The 12,281-nt window shown below is 58.0% G+C and carries 9 protein-coding genes; 7 read left to right on the forward strand and 2 right to left on the reverse strand.

Annotation, left to right across the window (positions count from 1 at the left end):
- Positions 1-95: 95 nt before the first annotated feature.
- A complete protein-coding gene (locus R2A130_RS11170; RefSeq protein ID WP_198008719.1) occupies positions 96-1,205 on the forward strand; it encodes a site-specific DNA-methyltransferase in 1,110 nt (369 codons plus the stop codon).
- On the opposite strand, the gene mutY is transcribed toward R2A130_RS11170, so the two are convergent.
- The gene (mutY, locus tag R2A130_RS11175) at positions 1,175-2,227 is read right to left on the reverse strand and encodes an A/G-specific adenine glycosylase (RefSeq protein WP_156798479.1); all 1,053 of its coding nucleotides are present in this window, start codon (positions 2,225-2,227) and stop codon (positions 1,175-1,177) included. The genes R2A130_RS11170 and mutY overlap by 31 nt on opposite strands.
- Before the next feature lie 43 nt (positions 2,228-2,270).
- On the opposite strand from mutY, the gene R2A130_RS11180 reads away from it, so the two are divergent.
- From R2A130_RS11180 to R2A130_RS11200, 5 genes are all read left to right on the forward strand, one after another.
- Positions 2,271-2,771, forward strand: coding sequence for a DUF721 domain-containing protein (locus R2A130_RS11180; RefSeq protein ID WP_009758162.1), 501 nt, complete (start codon positions 2,271-2,273; stop codon positions 2,769-2,771).
- A gap of 90 nt (positions 2,772-2,861) precedes the next feature.
- Positions 2,862-3,485, forward strand: a complete 624-nt coding sequence (locus tag R2A130_RS11185; RefSeq protein ID WP_009758163.1) for a DsbA family protein — start codon at positions 2,862-2,864, stop codon at positions 3,483-3,485.
- Positions 3,486-3,577: 92 nt separating this feature from the next.
- On the forward strand, positions 3,578-7,039 hold the full coding sequence (smc, locus tag R2A130_RS11190) for a chromosome segregation protein SMC (RefSeq protein ID WP_009758164.1): 3,462 nt from the start codon (positions 3,578-3,580) through the stop codon (positions 7,037-7,039).
- Positions 7,039-8,676, forward strand: coding sequence for a pyruvate, phosphate dikinase (locus R2A130_RS11195; RefSeq protein ID WP_009758165.1), 1,638 nt, complete (start codon positions 7,039-7,041; stop codon positions 8,674-8,676). The genes smc and R2A130_RS11195 overlap by 1 nt, the downstream gene beginning before the upstream one ends.
- A 6-nt stretch (positions 8,677-8,682) precedes the next feature.
- Complete coding sequence (locus R2A130_RS11200) at positions 8,683-9,075, forward strand: hypothetical protein (protein WP_040305651.1); 393 nt, start codon at positions 8,683-8,685, stop codon at positions 9,073-9,075.
- A gap of 28 nt (positions 9,076-9,103) precedes the next feature.
- Here the strand turns inward: R2A130_RS11200 and R2A130_RS11205 are convergent, their stop codons facing one another.
- Complete coding sequence (locus tag R2A130_RS11205; RefSeq protein ID WP_009758168.1) at positions 9,104-10,492, reverse strand: aminotransferase; 1,389 nt, start codon at positions 10,490-10,492, stop codon at positions 9,104-9,106.
- A 160-nt stretch (positions 10,493-10,652) separates the two neighbouring features.
- Here R2A130_RS11205 and R2A130_RS11210 point away from each other — a divergent pair, with 160 nt between their 5' ends.
- Positions 10,653-12,278, forward strand: a complete 1,626-nt coding sequence (locus tag R2A130_RS11210) for a long-chain-fatty-acid--CoA ligase (RefSeq protein WP_009758169.1) — start codon at positions 10,653-10,655, stop codon at positions 12,276-12,278.
- Positions 12,279-12,281 lie beyond the last annotated feature (3 nt).

The following is a 12,281-nucleotide window of genomic DNA, read 5'->3' on the forward strand; positions in this document are numbered from 1 at the left end:
GCCTTAACCGCATCTTCACCCCGTTGGGTAACCTTAACGCCAACCCCAGTTGTTTTGCGTTCGGGTCTCAGATGCAGGTACTTTCCGCCGCTGCTATGCAGCAGGTCGAATCCGTAAAGTCGGTCGACCACCTCGATTCCATCATTCAGGGCGACTGCGTCGCCGCCATGTCACGGCTTCCCGCCAACAGCGTGGACGTGATTTTCGCTGATCCACCGTATAATTTACAGTTGGGCGGAGAGCTGTCGCGACCCGATCAGTCCACGGTCGATGCCTGTGACGATCACTGGGATCAGTTCGACACATTTGCCGCTTACGACGCCTTCAGCCGCGCCTGGCTGACCGCTGCGCGACGGGTGCTGAAGCCCAATGGTACGATCTGGGTCATCGGTTCCTACCACAACATTTTCCGCGTCGGCACGATGCTGCAGGACATGCAGTTCTGGATTTTGAACGACATCGTCTGGCGCAAGACAAACCCAATGCCGAACTTCCGTGGCCGTCGTTTCACCAACGCGCACGAGACGATGATCTGGGCGTCACCGGACCCCAAGGGCAAAGGTTACACGTTCAATTACGATGCTCTGAAAATGGCCAATGACGACGTTCAAATGCGCTCCGACTGGGTCTTTCCGATCTGCACCGGTGGCGAACGATTGAAGGGCGAGGACGGCAAGAAAGTTCATCCAACCCAGAAGCCGGAAGCGCTGCTGCACCGCGTGTTGATGTCTTCTACCAAGCCGGGCGATGTGGTCCTCGACCCCTTCTTCGGCACCGGCACCACCGGCGCTGTCGCCAAACGTTTGGGCCGTCATTTCATCGGTATCGAACGCGAGACGGACTACATCGAAGCTGCACGCGCGCGCATCGATGCTATCGAACCGGGACAGGCAGCGCAGTTGACCGTCACCACCGGCAAGCGTGCTTTGCCGCGGGTTCCTTTTGGCGCGATCATAGAAAACGGTTTGCTGTCAGCGGGCGATGTGCTCACCGATTCCAAGCGTCGCTGGAAGGCGATGATCCGAGCAGACGGTTCGTTGATCGAAAGCGGTGAGGCAGCTTCGATACATAAGACTGGCGCAAGGGTGCAGGGTTTGGATGCCTGCAACGGCTGGACGTTCTGGCACGTGGAGCGCGAGGGAAAATTGGTCTGTATCGACGATCTTCGCGCCATCTACCGCGATGCGATGGGATCAGCCGCGTAGTTTTTAGACTCACGAATCACTTTGCGAAAGAGTGTCGGCAAGTCGTTGATTTCGCTCATCCACTTGCCCTGAATCGGTGCATCAACTTGCGCCGACCAGACCTCGAGTTCGATGTGAAAATGGGTGAAGGTGTGAGTGATGCTTTCACCCTGTTTCCAATCCGCCACGAACGGCGCCGCGGCGATCCCTGTTGCGCCATCGACTTTCGATGACCAGTCCGTGCTCGGCGGTGCCTGCATGCCTCCCAGCATTCCATCTTCAGGTCGCCGGATCGTAAAAAACTCGTCGCCCTGCCACGCCACGAACGCAGCGCCACGCCGCGTCGGTTTCTGCTTTTTCGGCTTCTTCACGGGGTAATTCAACATCGTACCTAAGTTCCGCGCCGCACAATCTTGCGCCACAGGACACAGCCCACAAACCGGATTTTTCGACGTGCAGATCGTCGCGCCTAGATCCATCATCGCCTGCGCGAAATCACCGGGCCTGTCTGTGGGCGTGACTTCTGCCATCACCGCACGAACTTCACCTTTGGCCTTCGGTAATGGCGTCGAGATAGTCCGATGCCGGGTCAGCACCCGCTCGATATTTCCATCCACCACAGCTGCACATTCGCCGAACGCGATGGCAGCGATGGAAGCCGCCGTGTAGTCACCGATGCCCGGCAGTTTCCGCAATTCGTCTTCCGTCTCCGGAAACCGGCCATTGTAATCTCGGGTTACGATTTCCGCGCAGGCCTTCAAATTTCGTGCGCGGGCGTAGTAGCCGAGGCCCGCCCACCGGCTCATCACATCATCATTTTCAGCAGCAGCCAGATCGTTCACTGTGGGCCAGATTGTTGTAAATGTTTCGAAATACGCCTTCACCGCAGCAACGGTGGTCTGCTGCAGCATCACCTCCGACAGCCAAACCCGATACGGGTCAGGTCGAACACCGGCTTTTGATTGCTCCGGCGGAATGCGCCACGGCAATGTTCGCGCGTGACGGTCATACCAATCCAGCAATCTGGTCGAAAAAGAATCCATGCCGCCCTGTTCCACCCTTGCCGCGCCCGTGGCAAGACGGGCCATGGATGGATCACGCCCCCCCTTTAAAAAAACCGCCGCCCGGCCTGTGGGCGATCTGGTGTCGCGCTTGCTCGATCCTGTAATCGAGCGCCGTGCGGGCATGACCATGGACTTGATCGCGTCATGGACAGAAATCGTCGGTGATCGCCATGGCAATAAATCTGCGCCGCAAAAGCTGAATTGGCCGCGGCAGGCGAGTGACGACCAGCCCTTCGAGCCCGCAACGCTGGTGGTGGCATGTGACACCGGCCACGTCCTGTTCATGCAGCATGACACGACCACCATCATCTCGCGCGTCAATGCGTGGTTCGGGTTTTCCGCCGTTGCCCGCGTCAAGTTTACGCAACGCGATACCAAAGCCGTGAAGGTCTCGGACAACCTCGCGACACCTGATCCGCAAAGGACTGCGAAACTCGCCACCGCATTGGCTGAGATAGATGATCCGAACCTTCGCAACGCTCTTCAAAAAATGGGCGTTGGGGTGTTCAGCCGTGGTTCATGACAATCGTGTCATATTCGCTGTCCGGCCTTCTTTCGCCACACCCTTTCGCATAAAACGAACAAAAGCCTGAGACCTCAACTGGAGCGCCCCATGATCCGCCTCGACCGCCGCATCTTCCTCGCCTCGACTGCCGCTGCAGCCGTTACCTTCTCGCTTCCTGCTTTTGCGCAGAGTGTGGAAGGGCTGATGAACAACATCCCGCTGGAAGACAAAGTGATGGGCCAGGCCGACGCGCCGGTCACGATCGTGGAATATGCTTCCATGACGTGCCCACACTGCAAGACCTTCCACGACACAATCCTGCCGGACCTGAAGAAGGACTATATCGAGACCGGCAAGGCGAAATACATCCTGCGCCCGTTCCCATTCGACGGTGACCGCCGCGGTGAAGCTGCCTTCATGTTGGCTCTCTGCGCGCCGAACGATAATTATTACGCCATGGTCGACGCGCTCTTCGCGACCCAGAAAAACTGGGGCGGGCAGGGCAACCCTGTGCCGGAACTGCTGCGTATCTCGAAACTGGCCGGTATGAGCGAAGCTGACTTCAAAGCGTGCCTCGGCAATCAGGACCTGTTGACCAAGATGGTGCAGGGCCGGAACAAGGCTGTGAAGGAATTTGGCGTCCGTGCGACCCCCACAGTGTTCATCAATGGTGAAAAAGTTGGGGAACCAAGCCTTGCAAACCTCAAGGAAGCCATCGAAGCGGCTTCTTAGTGCTATAAGCGGCAAACTCCGCTTGGCTGGAGTTTGCCGCATCATGCTTGTGGCGAACCCATACTCGCGGCTGCAAACAGGCGGCTAAAGCGATGGAATTCGATAAATTACGCCTTCTTGGCTTCAAGTCCTTCGTCGAGCCGACCGAGTTCTCGATCAAGGCCGGTCTGACCGGCGTTGTCGGCCCCAATGGCTGCGGTAAGTCCAATCTCGTGGAAGCGCTCCGCTGGGTGATGGGCGAAAATTCCTACAAGAACATGCGCGCGTCCGCGATGGACGACGTCATCTTCTCCGGTTCCGGCAATCGCCCCTCGCGAAACATGGCCGAAGTCGCGCTTTTCCTGAACAACGATGACCGCACCGCGCCTGCTGCCTTCAACGATGCGGAAGAGTTACAAGTCTCACGCCGCATCGAGCGCGAGGCAGGTTCGGTCTATCGCATCAACGGCAAGGACGTTCGCGCCAAAGACGTGCAGCTTTTGTTTGCCGACGTCTCCACCGGTGCCCGTTCGCCATCGATGATCGGGCAGGGCCGTATCGGCGAGTTGATTTCAGCCAAACCGCAGGCCCGCCGCGCCTTGTTGGAAGAGGCTGCCGGTATTTCGGGCCTCCACTCCCGCCGCCATGAAGCGGAACTGCGTCTGCGCGGAGCCGAAACCAATCTCGAACGCTCCGACGATGTCATCGCGCAGTTGGAAACCCAGTTGGAAAGCTTGAAGCGACAGGCGCGCCAAGCCAATCGCTACCGTAATCTGGCTGGCGACATACGCCGCGCCGAAGCAAGCATTCTCCATCTGCGTTGGACCGCCGCAAGCGAAGCGTTCCAGCAAGCAGAAAGCGCTATGTCGGACGCTGCGGTAAAGGTTGGCGAAAGCCAGATCGTGCAAACCGAAGCCGCCCGCATTCAGGCGATCATCGCATCCAAACTACCCGCATTGCGCGATGCCGAAGTCGCAGCCGCTGCAGCACTCCAGCGCGTCACGATCTCCCGCGATCAACTCGACGATGAAGCCCGCCGTGCTGAACGCCGCGCCCGTGATCTCGTGGGACGCATCAAGCAGTTGGAAGACGACATAGAGCGTGAGGAAAAGATGGTGGCGGAAAACTCCGACATCATTTCGCACCTCGAGCGCGAAGAAAAACTGCTGACCGAACAGACGGGTGGCAACGCCGGGCGCGAAGTGGAACTGAAAGCGGCGCTGGAAACCGCCAAGGGCAGTCTTTCCGAAAGTGAGACGGCGCTTGGTGAGAAAACACAGGAATTGGCCGCACTCCGCGCTCGCATTCAGCAGAACGTCAACCGAACCCGTGATGGCGAGCGTCGTTTGAACAATGCCCGCGAGCAGGCCCAGACCGTTGAAAATGATCTTGCAGCAATTGTTTCGAAAATCAGTGAAGAATCACAAGTGCAGGCTGCAACTGCCGAAGTGGACCGCTTGCAACGCGAATCGGAGAAAGCCGCGCTTGCACGTGATGAAGCGGAGCGGCAGGCTGAAACTGCACGTGAGGCAGATCAGGCCGCGCGCCAGCCTTTGGTTGAGGCGCAGGCGGAACTAAACCGTATCGAAACCGAGGCGCGCACCCTGTCGAAAATGTTGAACGCTGGCGGCAAGGACCTGTTTCCCGCAGCGCTCGATCAGATCAAAGTCGCTGCGGGCTACGAACGCGCATTGGGCGCTGCGTTTGGTGAAGATGTAGATGCACCGCTGGACGCTTCGGCACCGAGCTATTGGAGCGATGACAACAGAGTGTCGGGTGCCGATCCGGCTTTGCCTGAAGGCAGTCAATCGCTGCTGGAACACGTAGATGCGCCTGAAGCTTTGCACCGCCGCCTATCCCAAACCGGCATAGTAGAAGCGGCTGAAGGTGCGCTCTTGGCAGATGGCTTGGCCACCGGTCAGGTGCTTGTCAGCCGGGAAGGCGACATATGGCGCTGGGATGGTTTTCGCGCAGGCGCGGAAGCTCCGACATCCGCCGCGATCAAATTGGAACAGCGCAACCGGTTGGCAGAACTCGACAAGCAGGCCGTCGAAGCTACCGTTGCGGTTCGTGAGAAAAAAGAAAAGTCGGACGCTGCAAAGATCGAAGCTGAGCAAGCGCGCGAAACCGAACGCGATAGCCGCAACACGGCTCGCGTTTCAATCGAGCAGTTGGAAGCTGCGCGCCGTGCGCTATCGCAAGCCGAACGAGCGATAGGCGACCTGTCGAACCGGCGTTCAGCGCTTGAAGAAGCGCAAAGCCGTTTGGCCACCAATCTTTTCGAGGCTGAAGAGGAGTTGAAAACGGCGCGCACCGATGAAGCGGCTACGCCTCAGCCCGCCGAGTTGGAGCGCGAGGTGACGGACATCTCCACGAAAACCGCTCACGAAAGGGCTGCGTTCGCCGAACTGCGTGCTGAATTCGAAGCGCTGGCGCGTGAAAATGCCATGCGTCTCGACCGGCTAACCGCCATCGGCCGTGAGCGGGCATCATGGAACGACCGCGCTCTTAACGCCGACCGTCAGATCGCCACCTTGCGCAAACGGCTGGAAGAAACCGCCGCCCAGCGTGAAAAGGTGGAAGCTGCGCCTGACGATATCGCGGTGCGTCGCATAAAAATTATCTCCAAAATCAAAGATGCGGATACGGCCCGGAAAACTGCTGCCGATGCGCTGGCACAAACCGAAAACGAACTGCGCGAGGCAGATCGTGCAGCAAGTCTCGCATTGCAGGCGCTATCCGACGCCAAACAGCTTTCCGCCCGTGGCGAAGAGCGGCTGGAAGCAGCGCGTGAGCGCAAGGCCGAAATTGCTACGCGTATCCGCGAAGACATGGAGTGCCACCCACACGAAGTGCTAACAAAAGCGGGTGTGGAAAACGCTGACAAATTGCCCGACCGCGAGCAGCTGGAAAAACGGCTGGAGAAATATAAAGGCGAGCGTGAGCGTCTGGGTGCGGTCAACCTGCGCGCTGAGGAAGAGCAGAATGAAATTGCGGAACAGCGGGACACGCTTGCCTTCGAACGGGACGAATTGATCGAGGCTATCCGCCAGCTTCGCACCGGTATTTCGAGCCTTAATAAAGAAGGCCGCGAGCGGCTTTTGACCGCTTTTGACCAAGTGAACGCCCAGTTCCAAACGCTTTTCACAACGCTCTTCGGTGGCGGTACGGCGGAACTGCAACTTGTGGAAAGTGACGACCCGCTGGAAGCCGGTCTTGAAATTCTGGCCCGTCCGCCCGGCAAGAAACCGCAGACCATGACGCTGCTTTCCGGCGGCGAACAGGCGCTCACCGCCATGGCGCTCATCTTTGCGGTGTTCCTCACCAATCCGGCACCAATTTGCGTGTTGGATGAGGTTGATGCCCCGCTGGATGACCACAATGTCGAGCGCTTCTGCAATCTGATGGATGAGATGTCGAAGAACACGAACACGCGTTTCGTCATCATCACCCACAACCCGATTACCATGGCGCGTATGGACAGATTATTCGGCGTCACCATGGCGGAACGTGGCGTAAGCCAGCTTGTGAGTGTCGATCTGCAAACTGCCGAATCTTTCCAAGAGGCAGGCTAATGAGCGACCTCATCACACCATTCGCCCTTGGCCTTGATATGCCTCAAGGCGATCCCTCAGCGCACGGGGTGAAGGGCGCAAATCTTATGACGATGGCGCAGCTTGATTTGCCGGTGCCTCCGGGTTTCGTCATCAGCACCGCGCTGGGCCGGGATGTTTCTGATGGTGCAGACGAGCTGCCCAAAGATGCGCTCGAGGCCATTAGCGCTGCCATTTCTACGATGGAAGAAAACCTGCAGCAGGGCTTTGGAACTGGTGAAAAACCGCTTCTGCTATCGGTTCGTTCCGGTGCAGCAATCTCCATGCCTGGCATGATGGATACCGTTCTCAACCTCGGCTTCAACGATGTTGTTGCCGATTGCGTGGCAAAAATTACCGGCGATGAACGCTTTGCGTGGGACACTTATCGCCGCTTCATCGCCAGCTTCGCGCAGGTGGTGTTGGAATGCGATCCTTATGATTTCGAAGACATGCTGGATGACCTGCGCGTCGCGGCCAATGTGGAAACTGACGCTGAACTGCCGACCGAGCGGTTGCGCGAAGCCGTTGAGCGGTCATTCGCAATTGTGGAAGCGACGAGCGGCGAGCCATTTCCGCAAGATGTCCATCAACAGCTTCGTTTGGCCTTGCTGGCCGTCTTTCGCTCATGGAACACGGACCGTGCCAAACGTTATCGGGAATTGCAGAACCTCGACGATACCGGTGGCACGGCTGCGATTGTGCAAGCCATGGTGTTCGGCAACCGCAACAGCGAAAGCTGCACCGGCGTCTATTTCACCCGCAATCCATCCACTGGCGATGCAACGCCCTATGGCGAATGGCTGCCCAATGCCCAAGGCGAAGATGTGGTGTCCGGCATGCGAACACCCTGTGAATTGACCGAAGTCGGACGTGATCTTTCTATGTCTTCACAGCCGTCGTTCGAGGCTGCCCAACCGTCGCTTTATAAAGAGCTACTGGGTATCGGCGCGCAGCTGGAACGCCATTTCCTCGATATGCAGGAAATCGAGTTCACCGTGGAAAGCGGCACGCTTTATATGTTGCAAACCCGCACTGGAAAACGGACGCCGAAAGCTGCTCTAGCCGTTGCCGTCGGTCTGGTTGAAGACGGCATCATCAGCCGCTCTGACGCATTGTCACGCTGTTCCGACGACGAGTTGAGCGCGCTTCAGGTGGCGAAAGTCGAGGTATCGAAAGCAGCCAAACCTCTCGCCAAAGGCCTGCCCGCTTCACCCGGTGCAGTAACCGGTGCAATCGCGCTGACCTCCGAGGACGCTGTTGCCATGGCAGCGCAAGGCGAAGATGCCATTCTTGTTCGCGCTGAGACCGACCCGCGCGATGTCCACGGCATGCATGCAGCGATCGGGATTTTGACCAGTCGTGGCGGCATGACGAGCCACGCAGCGGTGGTCGCAAGGTCGATGGCAAAAGCCTGCATCACGGCTGCTTTGGATGTTGCCATAGATATAGATGCGCGGCGTTTCACTATCGGAGATCATAGCTTTGCAGCAGGCGATATCATCACGATTGATGGTGCCACGGGCCAAGTCTATGCCGGCCCGCAGCCCTTGGTGAGGCCTAAGGCGGATGGGGCTTTGGCGAAATTGCTGGAGTGGCGGGATGGCAACGACGGCTGACCGGACGTGACAGGTTTTTATAGCGAGGACTCGTTCTTCACGCTATCTGCCGTCGGCCAAGCAGGATTGCTCTTAATTTCTACGGCCTTGGCTGCCATCTGGCTTTGGACTGTCTGGTACTTGGCGGGCGGCAGGCCATTCTGGCAGCGTTTGTTGATCGCCGTCATCGCTTTTGCTTTGTTCGACTGGCTCACACCGCAAATCTACTATTTCTACTACATGGTCTTGATCGACAATCTGCCGTTGCAGATCGTCACCCAGATGCCGCCATCGCCTTTGAAATTGCTGCACCTTCTAACCTTCAGCGAACGCAGCAATCTGTCCTTCCACAGCCGAGGCCTATTGGGATGGACTTTGATCGCAGGCGCTGCATTGCAGTGGCGTCGCCCGACTGTCTGAAGTTTCAATCGGCTCTCGCCAGACACGTTTAGGCTGCCCGCAGGCCTTCTTTGTTGGCCCAGTGTTCAGTGTCGTCCAGCGCGAGTTCCAAACGGTCGAACAATTCGTTTAACTCATCTTCCGTGATGATCATTGGCGGACATATAGCAATCGTATCGCCGATGGGTCGCAATATGACACCGTGCGCCTGGCACCGCGTGGCGCAATGCGCGCCTACGCCTTGGGTCGGCGACCACGCCTGTTTCGTCGCTTTGTTCGACACCAGTTCGACACCACCAACGAGGCCTGAATTGCGGACTTCGCCCACAAGCGGGTGGTCACGTAGTTTGGCAAGGCGTTGTTCGAACAGCGGAGTGAGGTCGCGCACGCGCTGCACGATGTTCATGCGCTGATAAATTTCGATGGCTTTCACGCCCATGGCACAACCGAGTGGATGGCCGCCATAGGTATAACCGTGGCCGAAAACGCCGATCTTGCGGGACTGATCTTCCAGCGCGTCCATCATGAATTGCGGGATCATCACGGCACCAAGCGGGGCATAGGCAGACGTCATCTGCTTGGCGACCGAAATCGTGTCCGGCACCATGCCGTGGGACGATGCGCCGAACCATTCGCCGGTGCGACCGAAGCCGTTGATGACTTCATCGTCGATGAGCAGAATATCGTGCTGCTTCAGGATCGGTTGAATGGCCTCGAAATAGCCTGACGGAGGCACGATGACACCACCGGCACCCATAACGGGTTCGGCGATCATGGCGGCAATCGTATCGCCGCCTTCGCGTTCGATCAGGTCTTCCAGCGATTTTGCCAGACGGGCAACGAATTCGCCTTCGCTCTCACCATCATGGCCGAAGCGGTAATGGTGCGGACAATCTGTGTGTAGCACGCCGTCGAAGGGCAGGTCGAAATCCATGTGGTTCGCGGGCAGGCCGGTCAGCGAGGCGGCCATGAGCGTGACACCGTGATAGGCCTTCATGCGGCTGATAATTTTCTTCTTTTTCGGGCGCCCCAACGCGTTGTTGTAATACCAAGCCAGCTTCACCTGCGTGTCGTTCGCCTCCGAACCGGACGAAGTGTAGAAAACCTTCGACGTATCGAAGGGCGAAAGTTCCTTCAGCTTTTCGGCCAACTCGATCGCAGGTTCCGTGCCGCGACCCGAGAACTGGTGGTAATAGGGCAGGGTACGCATTTGCTCGGTGGCGGCGTCGATCATTTCTTCATTGCCGAAACCGAGACCGGTGCACCAAAGACCTGCCATGCCTTCGATATACTCATTGCCCTGCGTATCGGTGATGAAAACACCTTTGCCGCTGGCCATGATGGTCGGCCCGATTTCGCGCAATTTATGCAGCGGTGAATAGGGGTGCAGCACCGCATCGAGGTCGCGGGCCTGAAGGTTTGAAAGTGGCTGGCTCATGGTTTGCTCCGCCGGTTGGTGGGCGCATCGGTTGGCGTTGAACCTAGTCCCGCAAGGCATCTTCCCGCAAGCTTTGACGTGAGCGTAACTGTCGCCCAAAGTCGCGAACGGATTCGCGGTCGATGTGGCCCGTTTGACCATACGTGGTAGGAGAATGACGATGCTGGGTTTGATGCAGGAATGGCCGCTGCTGTGCCACAAATTGCTGGACTACGCAGCCGAACAACATGGCGCGCGCGAGGTAATTTCACGGTCCACCGAAGGCCCGATCACCCGCACGAACTATCGCGACATTCACACCCGCTCAAAGCATCTGGCGAAATGGCTTGAAGGCAACGGCTACAAGCTTGGCGACCGCATCGCGACGCTGGCCTGGAACACCGGTCGTCATATGGAAGCGTGGTACGGCATCATGGGCATCGGTGCGATCTATCACACGCTGAACCCGCGGCTGTTTCCGGACCAGATCGCCTGGATCATGAACCATGCGGACGATCAGGCCATTTTGGTGGACCTGACATTCGTGCCGATTGTCGAAGCCATTGCCGAGAAAGTACCGGGCCTGCGCCACATCATCGTTCTCACAGACGAAGAGCACATGCCGGAAAGCAAGCTCGATCTCATCTGCTACGAAACGCTGATTGCCGAGAGCGATGCGGACTTCAAATGGGCCGATTTCCCCGAAGAAACCGCTGCCGGCATGTGCTACACATCCGGCACAACCGGCGACCCCAAAGGTGTGCTTTACAGCCACCGGTCCAACGTCATTCACGCCATGATGGCCGCATTGCCGGACGCGCTCAACCTGTCATCGAACGAAGTGCTGATGCCGGTCGTCCCGATGTTTCATGCCAACTCATGGGGCCTCGGCATGGCCGCGCCGCTGACCGGCACCACCATGGTTATGCCCGGTGGCGGCATGGATGGCGCGTCGATTTTTGAACTGTTGGACACGGAGAAAGTCACATTTACCGCAGCGGTCCCCACCGTCTGGTTGGGTTTGCTGGACTATCTCGAAGAGACCGGCAAGAAACTCCCGCACCTTACCCGCGTCGTCGTTGGCGGGGCGGCGTGTCCGCGCGCAATAACCGCAAAGTTCGAACGCGACTACGATGTCGAGGTCGTTCACGCATGGGGCATGACGGAAATGAGCCCGCTCGGTTCGCTCGGCTCGATCAAACCGGAATATGGTGGGTTGGACGTCGAAAAAACGCTCGATGTGAAAGAGAAGCAGGGTTTTGCACCCTTCGGCGTCGAGATGAAGATCACCGATGACGAAAACAAGGAACTGCCGTGGGACGGCAAGACCTTTGGCCGTCTGAAAGTGCGCGGTCCAGCCGTTGCCAAAGCCTATTACGGCGGTGCAGGCGCTGAACAATTCGACGGGGACAACTGGTTCGACACCGGCGATGTCGCGCATATCGATCAGTATGGCTACATGCAGATTACCGACCGCGCCAAGGACGTCATCAAGTCCGGCGGCGAATGGATTTCCACCATCGATCTGGAGAATCTTGCGGTCGGCCATCCCGATGTTCAGGAAGCTGCCGTGATCGGTGTCGCCCACCCGAAATGGGACGAGCGGCCGCTCCTCATCTGCATTCCGCGAAAGGGCGCAACGCCTACGAAAGAAGGCATTCTGGGCTTCATGGAAGGCAAGGTTGCCAAGTGGTGGATGCCTGATGACGTGGCGTTTGTGGAGGAGATTCCCCACACGGCAACGGGTAAGATTCAAAAGATCGAACTGCGGAAACAATTTGCCGACTACAAGCTGCCAACTGCTTAAGCG

The sequence above is a fragment of the Ahrensia sp. R2A130 genome, from assembly GCF_000179775.1.
Lineage (GTDB): Bacteria > Pseudomonadota > Alphaproteobacteria > Rhizobiales > Rhizobiaceae > Pseudahrensia.

Coding starts and splice junctions, on each gene's coding strand:
- smc (WP_009758164.1), top strand. CDS start 3,578: ATGGAATTCGATAAATTACGCCTTCTTGGCTTCAAGTCCTTCGTCGAG.
- R2A130_RS11185 (WP_009758163.1), top strand. CDS start 2,862: ATGATCCGCCTCGACCGCCGCATCTTCCTCGCCTCGACTGCCGCTGCA.
- R2A130_RS11195 (WP_009758165.1), top strand. CDS start 7,039: ATGAGCGACCTCATCACACCATTCGCCCTTGGCCTTGATATGCCTCAA.
- R2A130_RS11210 (WP_009758169.1), top strand. CDS start 10,653: ATGCTGGGTTTGATGCAGGAATGGCCGCTGCTGTGCCACAAATTGCTG.
- R2A130_RS11205 (WP_009758168.1), bottom strand. CDS start 10,492: ATGAGCCAGCCACTTTCAAACCTTCAGGCCCGCGACCTCGATGCGGTG.
- mutY (WP_156798479.1), bottom strand. CDS start 2,227: ATGGATTCTTTTTCGACCAGATTGCTGGATTGGTATGACCGTCACGCG.
- R2A130_RS11180 (WP_009758162.1), top strand. CDS start 2,271: ATGGATGGATCACGCCCCCCCTTTAAAAAAACCGCCGCCCGGCCTGTG.
- R2A130_RS11170 (WP_198008719.1), top strand. CDS start 96: ATGCAGCAGGTCGAATCCGTAAAGTCGGTCGACCACCTCGATTCCATC.